Below are 17,660 nucleotides of genomic sequence, written 5' to 3'. Positions count from 1 at the left end.
GGCGGGCCATCATGTCCTCGCGAGCCGGAGACCGCGATGGGCGCGGCCGTCCGGCGGCGAATATGTCAGGCGCGGGTCTTGCGGCGGCGGGCGTATGCCAGGCCAAGGAGGCCCATGCCCATCATGCCCAGCATGCCCGGTTCGGGAACGGCGGTGCCGCCCGAGCTCGTGGTGGTGGTGCCGCCCGAAGTGGTCGTCGTGCCACCCGAAGTGGTGGTGGTGCCGCCCGAGGTCGTGGTCGTGCCGCCGGACGTGGTGGTGGTGCCACCCGAGGTGGTGGTCGTCCCGCACATCGATGAGCCGGTCTTGTCACCGCAGTTGCAGTAGTGGGTGTGGGTCCACTTGCCCCATGCAAGAGCGGGCGTGGCCGAAACGAGCGAGCTGCCGGCGATGAGCGAGGCGGCGATCATGGACTTACGGATCATCAACATTCCCCTGTTCCCGAAATGGTTGATGCCATGAAAAGCAAATGCCGTGCCAACTACCGATTCGTGCGGGTTTTTCTGGTTAACGCGGAAAAGGGTGCAACTGATTTGTAAGCTAACTCGACACAATTCGACCTGAAAAATGGTTAATTTTTCAACGAAAAATGGAGAGATACGGCGTGCTCTCTCGCGCAAATCAGACCGATCGGCAGTTAACGTGGGCCTTGTCGGCCGATGACCTTCAGTCCTGCTGGCGTAGCGCGACGTCGTTCATGAAGCGGGTGTCGTCGCCATCGGCCAGGCGGTCTGCCTCGGCGGCAATGGCACCCAGCATGTCGGCCAGCGGATCGATCTCGGCCTTGGCATAATTGCCCAGCACATAGCCGGTAACCCGGTCCTTGTGGCCGGGATGGCCGATGCCAAGCCGCACGCGCCGAAAATCGGGGCCGAGGTGCTGGGCGATCGAGCGCAGGCCGTTGTGCCCGGCATGGCCGCCGCCCTGCTTCACCTTGACCCTGAACGGGGCGAGATCGAGTTCATCGTGAAACACGGTCAGCGCGGCGGGCTCAAGCTTGTAGAAGCGCATGGCCTCCGCCACCGAGCGGCCGCTTTCGTTCATGAACGTCGCGGGCTTGAGCAGCAGCACCTTGTCGCGGCCGATGCGGCCTTCCTGCAGCCAGCCCTGGAACTTCTTCTGCACCGGCCCGAAGCGGTGGATTTCGGCAATCGCGTCGAGCGCCATGAACCCCACGTTGTGGCGCTGCATGGCGTATTGCGGGCCGGGATTGCCCAGACCTACCCAAAGCTGCATGCGATCGTCTCCGCCGCTGGCGCGGACATGAAAAGGCCCCCTCCCGCGCGCCGGACGGGCCGGGGCGGGAAGGGGCCGTTCAGACCTTCGCGATTACTCGGCGTCGGTCTTGGTCGTGTCGCCTTCTGCGCTCTTGAGAGCGGAGGGCGCAGCGATCGTGGCGATCGTGAAGTCACGGTCGGTGATCGCCGAGGCGACGCCCTTCGGCAGCTTCACGTGGCTGATGTGGATCGATTCGCCCACGTCGAAGCCGGTCACGTCGATCGCGATCTCGTGCGGGATGGCATCGGCATCGCAGACCAGTTCCAGGTCATGGCGCACGACGTTGAGCACGCCGCCGCGCTTGAGGCCCGGCGAGGCTTCCTCGTTCTGGAACACCACCGGCACGTTGACGTGCACGGTCGAGTGCGCGCCCAGACGCAGGAAATCGGCGTGGAGCGGACGGTCGGAGACCGGGTGGAAGGCAACGTCCTTGGGCTGCGTCCTGATCGTCTTGCCGCCCACTTCGACTTCGATGATCGAGTTGAAGAAGTGACCGGTCATGAGCTGACGGGTCAGCTCCTTTTCCTCGACGTGGATGGCGAGGGGTTCTTCGTTGCCACCATAGACAACGGCGGGGACGCGGCCATCGCGACGCAGGGCACGGGAGGCTCCCTTGCCAGCCCGTTCGCGCGTCTCGGCCGGCAGGTTAAGCGTATCGCTCATGGGACTTGCCTTTCAAAACTGGATAATGAAGCAACGCCGGGCCGTGCATCGGCCCCGCGCCGTTCCGCCACGCCTCCAGGGATGACCATGACGGAAGCGCGCGCCCTTAACGGCACGGCGGGCAAAATGCAAGGGCGCGCGGCCGTTGCGCCTATTCGATCCGCGTCACTTTGTAACCGCGCGCAGCCAGCATCGCGGGCAGGCCTTCGGGCCCCGCCATATGCGCCGCGCCTACCGCCACGAACGGCTTGCGGCCGGACTTGAGGGCGGCGATGATGCGCTCGGTCCAGGCCTTGTTGCGCCCGGTGAACAGCACCGCGCGCAGTTCTGGATCGGCCAGCAGCCCCCGGCGGGTTTCCGCCTCGATCGCTGCCATATCGCCCTTGCGCCACTGGTCGAGCAGCTTGCGATCCTCGGCCTCGCCTTCGACGACGCTTTCGTGCAGCAACGCCGTCAGCAGATCGCGCTGTTCCTTTTCGGGCAGGGCATCGAACAGTCCGAGCTGATAGGTCGCGCCTTCCAGTTCCACCACCGGCCTGCCCCCGGCGGCGGCGATCACCGCGCGATCGACGCCGTTGCGGGCATCGTCCTGCCCCTGGCCCGCCTGCGCCAGCGTGAGGGCTGCGGCCCAGGTTTCCATCGCCGCGAAATCGCTGTCCTTGTAGCCTGCGCGCTTGAGTTCTGCCGTCAGCGCCGGGCGATCCTCTGCGGCGATCCGCTGCGACAGCGGAGGCAGCGGGGTCTGGCTGCGCGCGAGGCGGGTGAACGTGGCGGCGACCTGGCCGCCGTCGGCCAGATCGGCGACTTCGACGAGGATCTGCGCCGAGGCGTCCAGCGCCGCGCCGACTGTGTCCGTGCGCCATTCCAGCGGCGCGTCGGCGCTGTGGATGGTGCCGAACAGCCACCCGGTCTGCCCTCCGGCCCCTTCGATCCGCCACAGCGCCGGCGAGGCGGGCTGAGGGGGCTCACTGCAGGAAGCGAGCAGTGCCAGCGCGATCGCGACAAGGGTCTTGCGAAAGGCCACTACTGTACCCGGCTAACGCGGATGTGCAGCCTGGCAAGCTGCGTCTGCACGCTGTCCGGCCCGCCGAGGTGGCCCGCGCCGACAGCTACGAACACCGTCCCCGGCTGCGCCATGCGCGTTTTGATCCATTGCGCCCAGTTGGCGTTGCGCCGGGTCAGCAAAGCGGCGCGGACATCCGGGTTGTCCTCGTCATCGTTGATGACCCGGGCCAGCTCGTCAACCTTGCCCGCCTTCCAGGCATCCACCATCCGGCCCACCACCGAGGTTGCCTCGGGAAGCTGGGATACCACTTCGTCGAGATAGGCGATCTGGACCTCGGGGGGGATGGAATCGAAGGCATCGAGCTGCGATTCCGGCGTCTCCAGCGCATCGCGCGCCATGCCGCGCGCCTTGGCGATGGCGACAAGCTGCGTTTCGACGCCGCTTTCGGGCGAATAGCCGGCGCGGCGCAGCGTCTCGACCGGGAGGAACACGGCAGGCAGCCACGCCTTGAGCGGATCGAATGCCGCTTCGGGCAGGCCTAGCCCGCGCATTGCCGCTTCATAGCGTGCCCGCGCCTCGGGCGTCATCGTATCGCGCAGCAGCTTGCCGTCGGTCCGCGTGCCCTTGGCCATGAACGCGCGTTGCAGCGCGGCCTGATCGTCGATGTCGGCTTCGGTCACCAGCACGCTCGACGCGGCCAGCGCGGCGGCGATCCGTCCGCGGTTCCAGTCCACCGGGGCGGGCAGGACGTGGACGGTGCCGAACAGATAGATCGTGGTATCGGCATCGCGCACCCGCCACAGCGCCGGGGCGACGGCCGGAGCGGGCGCGGCAGCGGTCGGAACGGCGGCGGGGCGTTCCGCGCACGATGAGGTCAGCAGCGCGAAAGCGCCCAGCGCCATGGCGCACAGGCGCCGGGTCGAAGATATCATGGTCATGTCTGATGCGGCACAAACGGCAAACAGGGGCTTAATGCAAGGCGATTGGCTGCGCTTGCGCGCGCCGGTCCCCGCATGCGCGGTTGATTTGCCGGGGTGCATGGGCCAAAGGCCGCGCACGACGCGACGCAACGGAAATATTTGGTGACGATGGCAAGCCAGCCGCTCAGTTTCCAGGACATGATCCTGACGCTTCACGATTTCTGGAGCAAGCAGGGATGCCTGATCCTCCAGCCTTATGACATGCGCATGGGGGCGGGCACGTTCCACCCCGCAACCACACTGCGCGCGCTGGGGCCCGAGCCGTGGAAAGCCGCCTACGTCCAGCCCTCGCGCCGGCCGACCGACGGGCGCTATGGCGAGAACCCGAACCGGCTGCAGCACTATTACCAGTACCAGGTGATCCTGAAGCCGAACCCGGAAAACCTCCAGGAGCTCTATCTTGAAAGCCTGGCACGGATCGGCGTCGATCCGCTGGCCCACGATATCCGCTTCGTGGAGGATGACTGGGAAAGCCCGACGCTGGGGGCCTGGGGGCTGGGCTGGGAAGTCTGGTGCGATGGCATGGAGGTGACCCAGTTCACCTATTTCCAGCAGGTCGGCGGGTTCGATTGCAAGCCGGTGGCGGGCGAGCTGACCTATGGCCTCGAACGTCTGGCGATGTATATTCAGGGCGTCGATCGGGTCTATGATCTGCGCTTCAACAACGAAGGCGTCAGCTACGGCGACGTGTTCCTGGCGAACGAGCAGCAGCTTTCCAAATACAACTTCGAGATCGCCGACACTGACGCCCTGTTCGCCGGCTTCAAGGCGGCAGAGGCCGAATGCATGCGCTGCATCGATGCCGAGATCCCGCTGGCCGCTTACGATCAGGCGATCGAGGCGAGCCACCTGTTCAACCTCCTGCAGGCGCGCGGCGTGATCTCGGTCCAGGAACGCGCCAGCTACATCGGCCGCGTCCGCGATCTCGCCAAGGGTTCGTGCCAGGCCTGGATCGACAAGAACCGGGCAGGCTGGGAAGAGCGGTATCCCGGATGGACGGTATGATGTCCCAAGGGTTCACGCGGAGGCGCGGAGGCGCGGAGCTGTTTTTGGTTCGCGCAAAGGCGCAAAGGCGCAAAGGTGTTGCGTTCGCGGCGAAGCCGCATTCCGGCAATAGGGCGCGTTTGGCGCCGCGTAGCGGCGTGCAGAACGCCTGCGGCGCAATGCAGTTCCTTTGCGCCTTTGCGCCTTTGCGCGAACCCAATCCCTCCTTCTTCTCCGCGTCTCCGCGCCTCCGCGTGAACCCGGATAACGCCCCCCAAGGGGAAGCCTGAGATGACCGACTTTCTTCTCGAACTGCGCTCTGAAGAGATCCCGGCGCGCATGCAGGCCGGTGCGCGCGCCGATCTGGAAAAGCTGTTCCGCAAGGAAATGGACGCCGCCGGGGTCACCTTCGGCGCGCTCACTGTGTGGTCCACGCCGCGCCGCCTGGCGCTGATCGCCCGCGACCTGCCGGACCAGACCGCCGCCGTGCGCGAGGAGACCAAGGGCCCGGCGACGTCAGCGCCCGAGCAGGCGCTGGCCGGCTTCCTCGGCAAGGTGGGGCTGACCAAGGATCAGCTTGAAGTCCGCGATCTCAAGGGCAAGGAAACCTATTTCGCCATCGTCGAAAAGCCCGGCAGGGCGGTGCGCGATGTGCTGGCCGAAGCGATCCCGGCGATCGTCCGGGCGTTCCCCTGGCCCAAGAGCCAGCGCTGGGGCAAGGCCTCGATCAGCACCGAAAGCTTGCGCTGGGTGCGGCCTTTGTCGGGCATCGTCGCGATCCTCGGCGAGGACCTGGTTGAATGCGAAGTCGGCGGCATCACCTCGGGCTTCGTGACCCGCGGCCACCGCTTCCACCACCCGGACGACATCACCATCGGCGGCGCGCACGACTATGCCGACAAGCTGCGCATGTGCCACGTCCTTGTCGATCATGCCGAGCGGCAGGACATTGTGCGCGAAAAGGCCCGCGAAGCCGCCGCTGCCGCCGGGCTGACCTTGGTCGAGGACGAGGGTCTGGTGATCGAGAACGCCGGGCTGACCGAGTGGCCGGTGCCGCTGCTGGGCCGCTTCGATGAGGCTTATCTTGAAGTCCCGCCAGAGGTTATCCAGCTAACCGCGCGGGTTAACCAAAAATACTTCGTCTGCACCGATGCCGCCGGCATGCTGGCCAATGCATTCGTATGCACCGCCAACATCATCGCCACCGATGGCGGTGAGGCGATCGTCGCCGGCAACCGCAAGGTCCTCGCCGCGCGCCTCTCCGACGCGCGCTTCTTCTGGGAGCAGGACCGCAAGGTCCCGCTGGACGAACAGGCCAAAAAGCTGCAGCGCATCACTTTCCACGAAAAGCTCGGCACCGTCGCCGACAAGGTGGAGCGTGTGGCGAAGCTGGCGCGGTGGCTGGTGGAAGAGGGCATAATCAAGCCCTCTCCCCTTCAGGGGAGAGGGTTGGGAGAGGGGGCTGCGGCCGCCACTTCCGGTGCCATCCCCCTCTCCCCGGCCCTCTCCCCTCAAGGGGAGAGGGAGAGTCTCGCCGATCAGGCCGAGCTCGCCGCGCGGCTGTGCAAGGCCGATCTCGTCACCGAGATGGTCGGCGAATTCCCCGAGCTTCAGGGCCTCATGGGCGGCTACTACGCCCGCGCCGAAGGCTTGCCGGACGCCGTGGCCGACGCCATCCGCGATCACTACAAGCCGGTCGGGCAGGGCGATGATGTGCCGACCGCGCCGGTAACGGTGGCGGTGAGTTTGGCGGACAAGCTGGATACTTTGGCATGGTTTTTCTTTGAGGAGATGCCGCCAACCGGTTCTCGCGACCCTTTTGCACTGAGGCGTGCAGCCCTCAGTATTATTGCGCTTATGCAAGTGAACAACGTCTCACTTCCCCTTCGACACGCCATTACGTTCGCGCTGTGGAGCATGTCTTTCGAAGGTGTCAATCACGCCGAACTTAATGATCGCATCGCCCGCATTAATCAGTTCGATCACGAGAACGAGTCTTCGTGGGGGCGCGAAGCATTCGCTTCAGAGATCCGGGCACTTCAATCGGTAGCGGTGGACCTTGCCAACCGGGGCGTCCGTTTTTCGACGTCGAAACAATTGCTTCTCGACTTCTTCGCCGACCGCCTCAAGGTCCAGCAACGCGAAGCCGGCGTCCGCCACGATCTGATTGACGCCGTGTTTGCGCTGGGCGGCGAGGATGATCTCGTCCGCCTGCTCGCCCGCGTCCACGCCCTGCAGGCCTTCATCGGTACCGAGGATGGCAAAAACCTCCTCGCCGGGTACAAGCGCGCCGCCAATATCCTGCGCAAGGAAGACTGGCGCGGGATCGAGGGCGAGATCGCGCAGACCGGGGAGGAAGACCCGCTGGTCCTGGTCGATGATCCCGATCTCAAGGACGTGATCGCCGCCAAGATGGCCGAGCGCCGCGCCGGCCCGGCCCACACGTCCGCGCCCGCCGAGCAGGCGCTGATCGATGCGCTGGGGGCTGCCGCTCCGCAGGCCGAGGCAGCGGTGGCGGCCGAGGATTTCGCCGGGGCGATGTCGGCCCTTGCCACGCTGCGCGCGCCCATCGACGCCTTCTTTGAAGAAGTCATTGTAAACGATGACAATCGCGATGTGAGAAATTCTCGTCTCGCGCTGCTTGATCGTTTCCGTGCTGCGGTGCACAACGTCGCGGACTTCTCGCGGATCGAAGGGTAGAATCGCCTTTCGATCCGCGAGCCATTCATAGTACCGGCTCTGCGCAGCCGGCAGACCGGGGAAAACGATGAGCAGGCAGGTCTATACCTTCGGCGGTGGCGTGAAGCATGACGATCCGCGCGCGAAGGATAAAGTGATCACCGGCGGCAAGGGCGCGAACCTTGCCGAAATGGCCGAAATCGGCCTGCCAGTGCCACCGGGCTTTACCATCACCACCGAACAGTGCGTCGCCTATCTGGCTGACGGCGGGGACTTTTCCGATGCCCTGCGCGCCGAAGTGGCGCAGGCGCTGACCCATATCGAGGCCGCCGTCGGCAAGAAGTTCGGCGATCCCGCCGATCCGCTGCTGGTGTCGGTCCGTTCGGGTGCGCGCGTGTCGATGCCCGGCATGATGGACACTGTGCTGAACCTCGGCCTCAACGACGAGACGGTGCAGGGCCTTGCCGCCACCTCGGGTGATGAACGCTTCGCCTGGGACAGCTATCGCCGCTTCATCCAGATGTATTCCGACGTGGTGCTCGGCCTCGATCATGACGTGTTCGAGGAAGCGCTGGAAATCGCCAAGGAAGACAACGGCTACCTCAACGACGTTGAACTGACCGCGGATGACTGGCGCAAGATCGTCGGCCAGTACGCCGAAATCGTCGCCAAGGAACTGGGCCGTCCGTTCCCGCAGGACCCCGCCGAACAGATGTGGGGCGCGATCCGCGCCGTGTTCGATAGCTGGGATTCGGATCGCGCCAAGGTCTATCGCCGGCTGAACGACATCCCCGGTGACTGGGGCACGGCGGTCAACGTCCAGGCGATGGTGTTCGGCAACATGGGCGATACCTCGGCCACCGGCGTCGCCTTCACCCGCGATCCCGCAACCGGTGAAAAGGCCTATTACGGCGAATGGCTGGTCAACGCGCAGGGCGAGGATGTCGTCGCCGGCATCCGCACCCCGCAGTACCTCACGAAGTTCGCCCGCGAGCGCGCCGGGGCCAAGCCGCTGTCGATGGAAGAGGCGATGCCCGAGGCGTTCGCCGAACTGGCGGCCGTGTTCGACCTGCTCGAAAAGCACTATCGCGACATGCAGGACATCGAGTTCACGGTGGAGCGCAACAAGCTGTGGATGCTGCAGACCCGTTCGGGCAAGCGCACCGCCAAGGCCGCGCTCAAGATGGCGGTTGATATGGTCGAGGAAGGCCTGATCGACGAGAAGACGGCGATCCGCCGCGTCGATCCGATGGCGCTCGATCAGTTGCTCCACCCCACGCTCGATCCCAAGGCCCCGCGCGATATTCTCGGCAAGGGGCTGCCGGCCAGCCCCGGCGCAGCTTCCGGCGCGATCGTGCTCGATGCCGATACCGCCGAAAAGCGTGCTGAACTCGGCGAGGCGGTGATCCTGGTCCGCGTCGAGACCAGCCCTGAGGATATCCACGGCATGCACGCCGCCAAGGGCATCCTGACCGCGCGCGGCGGCATGACCAGCCACGCGGCGGTGGTGGCGCGCGGCATGGGCCGCCCCTGCGTTTCGGGCGCGTCCGGTCTGTCGATCGACATCAAGACCCGCACGCTCAAGATGGGCAAGCGCGAGTTCAAGGAAGGCGACATCATCACCATCGATGGCGCTTCGGGCGATATCATGGCCGGCGAAGTGCCGACGATCGAACCCGAACTGGCCGGCGATTTCGCCACGCTGATGGTCTGGGCCGATGCGCATCGCCGCATGAAGGTGCGCACGAACGCCGAAACTCCGGCCGATTGCCGAATGGCGCGCCAGTTCGGTGCGGAAGGCATCGGCCTGTGCCGGACAGAGCACATGTTCTTCGATGCCGGCCGGATTTCGGCGGTGCGCCAGATGATCCTGGCCGAAGACGAAGGCGGACGCCGCGCGGCGCTGGAAAAGCTGCTGCCGGAACAGCGCGCGGACTTCCACGAAATTTTCACGGTCATGGCGGGGCTTCCGGTGACGATCCGCCTCCTCGATCCGCCGCTTCACGAATTCCTGCCGCACGGCGATGCGGAGTTCGCGGAACTTTCGGACACCATCGGCATCGGCGTCGATACCCTCAAGCGCCGGGCCGATGAACTGCACGAGATGAACCCGATGCTGGGCCATCGCGGTTGCCGCCTCGGCATCACCTTCCCCGAAATCTACCAGATGCAGGCGCGGGCGATCTTCGAGGCCGCGTGCGATGTCGCGGCGGCATCGGGCGAAGCGCCGCTGCCCGAAGTGATGATCCCGCTGGTGGCGACGAAGAAGGAACTGGCGATCCTCAAGAAGCTGGTGGACGATACCGCCGCCACCGTCTTCGCCGAGAAGGGCCGCACCGTCGAATACATGGTCGGCACCATGATCGAACTGCCGCGCGCCGCGCTGATGGCGGGCGAGATTGCCGAGGAAGCGGTCTTCTTCTCGTTCGGCACGAATGACCTGACGCAGACCACGCTTGGCGTCAGCCGCGACGATGCGGCCAAGTTCCTCTCGCCTTACGTCGAAAAGGGCATCTACCCGCGCGATCCGTTCGTCAGCCTTGATGTCGAAGGCGTCGGCCAACTGGTCCAGCTCGGCAGCGAGCGCGGGCGGGCGACCCGGCCTGATCTGAAGCTGGGCATCTGCGGCGAACACGGCGGCGATCCGGCATCTATCGCCTTCTGCGAGAAGACCGGGCTCGATTACGTCAGCGCATCGCCCTATCGCGTGCCGATCGCGCGGCTCGCGGCAGCGCAGGCCGCGCTGACCTGACCGGCGTCAGCGCCGCCAGCCGGAGAGGGTGAGTATCTCGAACGTCTCGACCGTTCGGCCCTCCTCCCCGGCGGCGGCGAAGGCCTGCCGCGCGCGCTCGCGGGCACCTTTGCCCAGCGGCGGGCCGGGGTCTGCCAGCACATTGGCCAGCCCCAGCGCGCGCAGGTCCGCAATCAGGCGATCCATCCCCCGGAAGCCCACCCGCAACGGCCGCTGATCGATGACCGGATCGGCAAAGCCGGTGCGCTGCAAAAGCTCGCCCCCGGCACGCACGTCCACGGCGGGGTGCAGGCGCGGGGCAGGGCGATCACCATCGGCCACCAGCATCGCCGCGCGCAGGGCCGGCAGGCTGCCGCTCGATATGAAGCTGACTATCGCCAGCCCGCCGGCGGCAAGCGACTGGCGGATGTGGATCAGCGCGCCGGGCAGATCGTTGACCGTATCGAGCGTGCCCAGGCTGGCGATCAGATCGAAGCTGCCGAGGGGATAGGGCACTTCCTCGTCGAACCCGTCAGCCGGTTCGCGTTCCTCCACCCGCGCGCCGTGCCCGCGCAGATGCGCTGCCAGCGCGCCGGTGTGATCGCCCACCACCAGCGCGCGTGCCGGGGCGTGGCGCAGGAAGCCCAGCCGCTCGATCACATCGTCGACCATATCGTCGACAAGGTAGCGCGGGGCATCCACGCCGGTCTGGAGCCGCAGCATGCGCTGGCGGGTCATGCGGCGGCGATGCGGGGAGAAGATGCGGGGCGGGCTGGGCATGGCGCTTCCGTGGCGCTTGCATGAAAACCTTGCAAGCCCTGTCGAGGATCGTTGCGCCGGCGGCGACAGCGGGTAGCAATCGGGGCATGGCACTGATGAGCGCATTTGAACCGGTCATCGATCTGGTGTTTCCCCCGCGCTGTCCGCTGTGCGGCGCGGGCGTGGCGCGTCATGGCGGGTTGTGCCAGGGGTGCTGGAACGGCCTTGTCATCCCCGGCACCCCCGCCTGCGCCACGTGCGGCCGGCCGTTCGGCGAAGGGATCGTGGCAGAGGCGATCTGCGCCCCGTGCATGGCCGATCCGCCCCGGCATGACGGCATCGCCGCCGCCACGCTCTACAACGAAACGTCACGCAAGCTGGTCCTCCAGCTCAAGCACGGCCGCCGCATCGCGCTGGCTCCGCTGCTGGCGCGGCTGATGGCTGCCCGCCTGCCACCGCTTGACGAAACCTGGCTGATCGTGCCGGTGCCGCTGCATCGCTGGCGGCTCTGGCGGCGGGGCTATAATCAGTCGGCGGAACTGGCGCGCGAACTGGCACGGCTCACCGGCGCACGCCTCGCGGTCGATGCGCTGGTCCGGCGCAAGCCGACGCCGACGCTGGGCGGCCTGGGAGCCAAAGCACGCCGCCGCGCCCTGTCCGGCGCGATCGCCGCGCATCCGGGCAGGGCGGCGATGCTGAAGGGTGCGCAGGTGGTGCTGGTAGACGACGTCCTGACCAGCGGCGCGACCTCAAACGCCTGCGTCTCCGCCATCAAGCGGGCTGGTGCGGGCAAGGTTGTCATAAGCTGCTTCGCGCGAGTGCTGGATGAGGCGTTGTGATGGGGGGCCCGCTTTGTCGATCTGTGGAGAAGGTCAGAGAAAGAATGGTTCACGCGGAGGCGCGAAGGCGCAGAGGTGTCGCTTTGCGCCGCAGGCTTCCTTCATCTTTCAACGCTGCGGCAAACGCAGTCGTCAAAAAGAAGGCGGCATAGCCGCAAGCACAACATCTTTGCGCCTCTGCGTGAACCATTTTCTTGTTAACTTGCGGAACTATCCGCCCGCCCCGCCACCACAAACGAAAACGCCCGAAGCTGGTGCTCCGGGCGTCCTCGTGACGAAACTCAAAGGACCCTGTCGAACAGTTAGGCGGCCCCTGTACCGCCTGGTCCGATCCCTCATCTTTCGGGCCGGCGCGCTGTTTGCGCTGCCTTGCCCGCCCCAACTTTTTCCCTGAACCATGGCGCTTGTCTGATAGCGACCTTTGGGCCAGAAGCAGCGCCCCGCTGCCAGCACTCCATCCACGATCCGGCTCGATTTTGAAAGAGCGATGCGCGAATCGTGGCGATTTTGCCCAGTGGCTGTGATGTTCGTGCAACATGCCCGTTGCGGGCGCGAATCGAAGGAAATACCGCCATGTCGGGTGTCGACACTGAAGAACGCGAGCTGGGAACAACATTTCTGCCGCGCTTCGATGCCCAGGGTCTGATCATCGCCATCGCCGTCGATCATGCGACGCGCGAAATCCTGATGGTCGCTTACATGAATGCCGAAGCGCTGGAGAAGACCCGCGAGACGGGGCTTGCCCATTTCTGGTCCCGCTCGCGCCAGGCGCTCTGGCTCAAGGGCGAGACATCCAACAACGTGTTGCGGATCAAGGAAATTCTGGTCGATTGCGATCAGGATGCCCTGCAACTGGTGGTCGAGCCGGCGGGCCCCGCATGCCATACCGGGGCACGGAGCTGTTTCTATCGCCGGCTTGAGGGCGATGTTCTTAACAGGATCGGCGAATAGCCCTATATCCCTCTCGATAATCAGGGAGGGAGACGCCGCGTGGCGCAATACAAGGCTCCGGTGCGCGATGCGCGCTTCATCATCAACCGCGTTCTGCGGCTGTCCGAATTGCCGGGCGCTAGCGAGGCATCGGTGGACATCATCGATGCGGTGCTGGAAGAGGCGGGGCGATTTGCCGGCGAAGTGATGGCGCCCATCAACGCGATCGGCGATGCTCAGGGCTGCCGGCGCGAGGCTGACGGCTCGGTTATCACCCCCGAAGGCTGCATCGCCGCCTATTCCGCCTTCTGCGAGGCGGGGTGGAGCGCGCTGTCACAGCCCGAGCGCTTCGGCGGTCAGGCGCTGCCCGAAACGCTGGGCATGGCGGTGCATGAATTCATGACCGGGGCGAACATGGCGTTCAGCCTCTATCCGTTCCTGACGAACGGCGCGGTCGATGCGCTGCTGGCGGTCGCTTCGCCCGAAGTGATCGAGCGGTTCGTGCCCAACATGGTCTCCGGCCGCTGGACCGGCACGATGAACCTGACCGAGCCCCACGCGGGGACCGACCTTGGCCTGCTGCGTACCCGTGCGGTGCCCAATGGCGATGGCAGTTACGCGATCACCGGGGCGAAGATATTCATCTCCGCCGGCGATCACGATCTGTCGGAAAACATCATCCATCTGGTGCTGGCGCGGCTGCCGGATGCGCCAGCGGGGACCAAGGGCATTTCGATGTTCGTGGTGCCCAAGTTCCTGATCGCAGACGATGGCTCGATCGGCGCGCGCAATGCGCTGTCATGCGGGGCGATCGAGCACAAGATGGGCATTCGCGCCAGCGCCACCTGCCAGATGAACTACGACGGTGCCACAGGCTGGCTGGTGGGCGAGGAGAACAAGGGTCTGGCGGCGATGTTCATCATGATGAACATGGCGCGGCTCGGCGTGGGCGTGCAGGGTATCGGTCAGGCCGAGGTGGCCTATCAGAACGGCCTCGCCTATGCGCTTGAGCGGCGGCAGGGCCGCGCGCTGACGGGCCCGGCCGATCCTTCCGCCCCGGCCGACCCGCTGATCGTCCATCCCGATGTGCGGCGGATGCTGATGGATGCGCGGGTGCTGACAGAAGGCTATCGCGCGCTGGCGCTGTGGAGCGGGGTGCTGGTGCAGCAGGCCGCACATGCAGAAGACGAAGCGGCCCGGCGCGATGCCGAGGATCTGCTGGGCCTGCTGACGCCGATCATCAAGGCGGGCGGAACCGAGGCCGGCTATCGCGTGGCGACCGACATGCAGCAGATCTGGGGCGGACACGGCTACATCGTCGAGAACGGCATGGAGCAGTTCGTCCGCGATGCGCGGATCGCGCTGATCTACGAAGGGGCGAACGGCGTCCAGGCGATGGACCTTGTCGGCCGCAAGCTGGGCCGCGATGGCGGCCGGGCCATCCGCGCGTTCTTTGCGCTGGTGGAAACCGAATGCGTTGCGGTGAGCGCTGACGAGCGACTGTCCGGCGTTGCCGAAGCGGTGCGCAAGGCCAGTGGCGAGATGCAGGCGGCCACGCTGTGGCTGGCGCAGAACGCGATGGCCAATCCCGACAATGCCGGGGCGGCGGCCACCGACTATGCCCGCCTGGGCGGCATCGTGGCGCTGGGGCTGATGTGGTTGCGGATGGGCCGTGTGGCTGCGGCGGATCTCGACGCGGGAGATCCTGACGTGCGCTTCCTTTCCGGCAAGCTGGCAGTTGCGCGCTATTATGCCGACCGTTTCGTGGCCGAAGCAGGCGCGTTGCGGCGCAAGATCGCGACCGGTGCGGCTAGCACGATGGCGTATGATTTCGCTGGGTTGGGCTGACCCGCGCGGTCAGCCCAACCCAGCTTGCTCAGCCCAGCAAGGTGTCGAGGAACTGGTGCGTCGCGGCCCAGCTTGAAGCATCGGCGGCGGCGTCATAACCGATCGCGGGCAGACCACGCGCGTCTGACGCGGGATCGGTGAAGCCATGGCGCACGCCGCTGTAGCTGTGGAAGTGCCAGTCCGCTCCGGCGTGGTCCATTTCTTCCCAGAATGCCATCACCTGTTCGCGCGGCACCATCGGATCGGCATCGCCGTGGCAGACCAGGATGCGCGCGCTGATCGTGTCCGGCTGGGCCGGGCGGCCGGTGGCGAGGAGGCCGTGATATGTAACGACCCCCGCAAGATCATGCCCTTCGCGCGCCATTTCCAGCGCGGCTTGCCCGCCCATGCAATACCCCACCGCAACCATCGGCAGGCCTTCGGTTTCGGGGCGGCTTCGCAGCGCTTCGAGTGCGGCGGTGCAGCGGGCGCGATAGGCGGGGGTATCGTCGCGCAAGGCCGCGCCCCATTGGTGAGCCTGCGGGAAGTCTACGGGGTTTGATCCGTAGAAATCGGCAACCATCACCAGGAAGCCAGCCTGTGCAAACATCGCCGCCCGCCGCTTCATCGCCTCATTGTGGTTGGCAATAGTCGGATAGAGCACCAGGGCGGCGCGGGCCGGATGGGCGGGGCGGACCAGCAAACCGGTCAGTGCGGTCTGGCCATCGCGATAGCTTATCTGTTCCACCTCGGTCATTCCGGCAGAAAGTCCGGGACCGAAAGGTAGCGTTCGCCGGTATCGTAATTGAAGCCGAGCACCCGCGATCCGGCGGGCAGTTCCTTCAGCTTCTGGGCGATCGCCGCCAGCGTCGCGCCCGAACTGATGCCGACCAGCATCCCTTCGACGGTCGCGCTGCGGCGAGCCCATTCCTTGGCATCGGCGGGATCGACCTGGATCACCCCATCGATCGCCTGGGTATGCAGGTTGCCGGGGATGAAGCCGGCACCGATGCCCTGGATCGGGTGCGGCCCGGGCTGGCCGCCGGAGATCACGGGCGACAGCGTCGGTTCGACCGCGAACGCCTTCAGCCCGCTCCAGCTCTGTTTCAGGGCCTCGGCGCAGCCGGTCAGGTGGCCACCGGTGCCGACGCCGGAAATCAGTACGTCGATCGGGGCGTCGGCGAAATCGCTCAGCACTTCCTGTGCGGTGGTCTTGATGTGGACGGCAACATTGGCGGGATTGTCGAACTGTTGCGGCATCCACGAACCCGGCGTGCTCTCGATCAGTTCGCGCGCGCGCTCGATCGCCCCCTTCATGCCCTTTTCACGGGGCGTCAGGTCGAACGTGGCCCCATAGGCCAGCATCAGCCGCCGCCGCTCGATCGACATCGATTCGGGCATGACCAGGACCAGCTTGTAGCCCTTGACCGCCGCCGCCATGGCCAGGCCGATGCCGGTATTGCCCGATGTCGGCTCGACGATCGTCCCGCCCGGCTTGAGGCTGCCGTCGGCTTCGGCGGCCTCGATCATCGCCAGGCCGATGCGGTCCTTGATCGAGCCGCCGGGATTGGCGCGCTCGCATTTGATCCAGACCTCATGGTCCGGGAATAAACGAGACAGCCGCACGTGCGGTGTGTTCCCGATCGTGGCAAGAATGCTGTCGGCCTTCATGTCGGGGTCTCCCTTTGTCGAAACTGCGGTGCAAATGTCCGGGCGCGTGGCAGTTCCGGAAAAACCACTGCCCACAGAAGCGTGATGAATATGGCGGCAGCGCCGCCGAAAACAACCGCGCCGGTGGCACCCAGCAACGCGGCGGCAAGGCCGGACTGCATTTCCCCCAGCTCGTTCGATGCCGAGATCGCCACTCCGCTGATCGCCGAGACCCGGCCGCGCCTGTCATCCGGCGTGTTGAGCTGGACCAGCGAACCGCGCACGAACACCGAAACCATGTCGGCCGCGCCCAGCACGAACAGGAACAGCAGCGATAGCGGGAACCAGCGTGAGAGGCCGAAGCCGATCGTCGCCGCGCCGTAGACCACTACCGCGACCAGCATCTTGACCCCGACGTTGCGTTCCAGCGGGCGGAATGACAGCATCAGCGCAACCAGCGCCGCGCCGACCGCAGGCGCGGCGCGCAACTGGCCAAGCCCCTCTGGCCCGACGTGGAGGATGTCGCGCGCGAACACCGGCAGCAGCGCGGTCGCTCCGCCCAGCAGCACCGCGAACAGATCGAGGGTGATGCAGCCGAGCAGGAACCGTTCGTTCCAGACATAGCGGAAGCCGTCGATCATCTGCCGCACGGGATGCGTGCGCCGCGCCTCTGGCGGGACCGGGGGCAGCGTGCGGATGGCGTTGACGCTGAAGCTGGCGGCGAGGATCAGGACGACCGAGATCCAGTAGGGTAGCGCCTGACTACTGGCATAGAGGAAGCCGAACAGCGCCGGGCCGATGATCGATCCCGATTGCCACGCGATCGAATTGAGGGCGATGGCGCGGGGGATGAGGTTGGGCGGCACCACGTTCGGCGCGATCGCGCTGAGCGAGGGGCTGATGATGACCCTGCCGACACCGTGCAGCGCCGCCAGCACATAAAGCAGTTCGAGACTGTGCACTTTCAGCACGGTCACCAGCCCGAGCGAGGCGGCGATGAACACATCGAGCAGCATGCCCAGCGCCGCCACCCGCCGCCGGTCGAAGCGATCGGCCATCACCCCGGAGAACGGTGTCAGCAGCAGCAGAGGGATGAACTGCACGAGGCCCAGTGCGCCAAGCCGTAGCGCCGCTTCCGAGATTGACAGCCCGTAATCCATCCGGGCGATGTCGTAGAACTGGTAACCCAGGATCACGACCATGCCGGTGGTCGCCAGCGTCGCGCTGAACCGGGCCAGCCAGAATCTGCGATAGTCGGGTATGCGAAGCGGGGAATCAGGGACGTTCACGGCGCTGGTTTGGCAGTGGCCCAGGGCCTTGCCAAGCCTCGCCGG

At 66.0% G+C, this 17,660-nt stretch carries 15 protein-coding genes; 6 read left to right on the top strand and 9 right to left on the bottom strand.

The window, feature by feature from the left end:
* Nucleotides 1–65: 65 nt before the first annotated feature.
* The 5 genes from IE122_RS05560 to IE122_RS05540 all read right to left on the bottom strand — a co-directional run bounded on the left by IE122_RS05560 (nucleotide 66) and on the right by IE122_RS05540 (nucleotide 3,885).
* Nucleotides 66–425, bottom strand: coding sequence for a PEP-CTERM sorting domain-containing protein (locus tag IE122_RS05560; RefSeq protein ID WP_189620102.1), 360 nt, complete (start codon nucleotides 423–425; stop codon nucleotides 66–68).
* Nucleotides 426–666: 241 nt separating this feature from the next.
* Nucleotides 667–1,236: an aminoacyl-tRNA hydrolase gene (gene pth / locus IE122_RS05555; RefSeq protein WP_189620101.1), complete on the bottom strand. Its 570-nt coding sequence runs from the start codon at nucleotides 1,234–1,236 to the stop codon at nucleotides 667–669.
* A gap of 93 nt (nucleotides 1,237–1,329) precedes the next feature.
* Complete coding sequence (locus IE122_RS05550; RefSeq protein WP_189620100.1) at nucleotides 1,330–1,941, bottom strand: 50S ribosomal protein L25/general stress protein Ctc; 612 nt, start codon at nucleotides 1,939–1,941, stop codon at nucleotides 1,330–1,332.
* Between the two features lie 151 nt (nucleotides 1,942–2,092).
* On the bottom strand, nucleotides 2,093–2,965 hold the full coding sequence (locus tag IE122_RS05545; RefSeq protein WP_189620099.1) for a TraB/GumN family protein: 873 nt from the start codon (nucleotides 2,963–2,965) through the stop codon (nucleotides 2,093–2,095).
* Complete coding sequence (locus IE122_RS05540; protein WP_189620098.1) at nucleotides 2,965–3,885, bottom strand: TraB/GumN family protein; 921 nt, start codon at nucleotides 3,883–3,885, stop codon at nucleotides 2,965–2,967. The genes IE122_RS05545 and IE122_RS05540 overlap by 1 nt, the downstream gene beginning before the upstream one ends.
* Before the next feature lie 150 nt (nucleotides 3,886–4,035).
* On the opposite strand from IE122_RS05540, the gene IE122_RS05535 reads away from it, so the two are divergent.
* The 3 genes from IE122_RS05535 (at nucleotide 4,036) to ppdK (ending at nucleotide 10,342) form a co-directional block, all read left to right on the top strand.
* Nucleotides 4,036–4,932: a glycine--tRNA ligase subunit alpha gene (locus tag IE122_RS05535; protein WP_189620246.1), complete on the top strand. Its 897-nt coding sequence runs from the start codon at nucleotides 4,036–4,038 to the stop codon at nucleotides 4,930–4,932.
* Between the two features lie 270 nt (nucleotides 4,933–5,202).
* Complete coding sequence (gene glyS, locus IE122_RS05530) at nucleotides 5,203–7,611, top strand: glycine--tRNA ligase subunit beta (protein ID WP_189620097.1); 2,409 nt, start codon at nucleotides 5,203–5,205, stop codon at nucleotides 7,609–7,611.
* A gap of 67 nt (nucleotides 7,612–7,678) precedes the next feature.
* On the top strand, nucleotides 7,679–10,342 hold the full coding sequence (gene ppdK / locus IE122_RS05525; RefSeq protein ID WP_189620096.1) for a pyruvate, phosphate dikinase: 2,664 nt from the start codon (nucleotides 7,679–7,681) through the stop codon (nucleotides 10,340–10,342).
* Between the two features lie 6 nt (nucleotides 10,343–10,348).
* Here ppdK and IE122_RS05520 read toward each other — a convergent pair whose 3' ends face one another.
* The gene (locus IE122_RS05520) at nucleotides 10,349–11,101 is read right to left on the bottom strand and encodes a methyltransferase domain-containing protein (RefSeq protein ID WP_229813785.1); all 753 of its coding nucleotides are present in this window, start codon (nucleotides 11,099–11,101) and stop codon (nucleotides 10,349–10,351) included.
* An 86-nt stretch (nucleotides 11,102–11,187) separates the two neighbouring features.
* Here IE122_RS05520 and IE122_RS05515 point away from each other — a divergent pair, with 86 nt between their 5' ends.
* The 3 genes from IE122_RS05515 (at nucleotide 11,188) to IE122_RS05505 (ending at nucleotide 14,697) form a co-directional block, all read left to right on the top strand.
* The gene (locus tag IE122_RS05515) at nucleotides 11,188–11,919 is read left to right on the top strand and encodes a ComF family protein (RefSeq protein ID WP_189620095.1); all 732 of its coding nucleotides are present in this window, start codon (nucleotides 11,188–11,190) and stop codon (nucleotides 11,917–11,919) included.
* Nucleotides 11,920–12,492: 573 nt separating this feature from the next.
* Nucleotides 12,493–12,870, top strand: coding sequence for a phosphoribosyl-AMP cyclohydrolase (gene hisI, locus IE122_RS05510; RefSeq protein WP_189620244.1), 378 nt, complete (start codon nucleotides 12,493–12,495; stop codon nucleotides 12,868–12,870).
* A gap of 39 nt (nucleotides 12,871–12,909) precedes the next feature.
* Nucleotides 12,910–14,697, top strand: a complete 1,788-nt coding sequence (locus IE122_RS05505) for an acyl-CoA dehydrogenase C-terminal domain-containing protein (protein WP_189620094.1) — start codon at nucleotides 12,910–12,912, stop codon at nucleotides 14,695–14,697.
* Nucleotides 14,698–14,725: 28 nt separating this feature from the next.
* Here the strand turns inward: IE122_RS05505 and IE122_RS05500 are convergent, their stop codons facing one another.
* Genes IE122_RS05500 through IE122_RS05490 form a run of 3 tightly spaced genes read right to left on the bottom strand, consistent with a single transcriptional unit; the run spans nucleotide 14,726 to nucleotide 17,615 of the window.
* Complete coding sequence (locus tag IE122_RS05500; protein ID WP_189620093.1) at nucleotides 14,726–15,433, bottom strand: dienelactone hydrolase family protein; 708 nt, start codon at nucleotides 15,431–15,433, stop codon at nucleotides 14,726–14,728.
* On the bottom strand, nucleotides 15,430–16,347 hold the full coding sequence (gene cysK / locus IE122_RS05495) for a cysteine synthase A (protein WP_189620092.1): 918 nt from the start codon (nucleotides 16,345–16,347) through the stop codon (nucleotides 15,430–15,432). The genes IE122_RS05500 and cysK overlap by 4 nt, the downstream gene beginning before the upstream one ends.
* Nucleotides 16,344–17,615, bottom strand: coding sequence for an MFS transporter (locus tag IE122_RS05490; RefSeq protein WP_189620091.1), 1,272 nt, complete (start codon nucleotides 17,613–17,615; stop codon nucleotides 16,344–16,346). Before IE122_RS05490 ends, cysK begins: the two co-directional genes overlap by 4 nt.
* Nucleotides 17,616–17,660 lie beyond the last annotated feature (45 nt).

The sequence above is a fragment of the Novosphingobium colocasiae genome (genome assembly GCF_014652555.1).
GTDB lineage: Bacteria > Pseudomonadota > Alphaproteobacteria > Sphingomonadales > Sphingomonadaceae > Novosphingobium > Novosphingobium colocasiae.
Note: the sequence above shows the minus strand (reverse complement) of the source record. Positions and strands in the feature narration are given on the sequence as shown.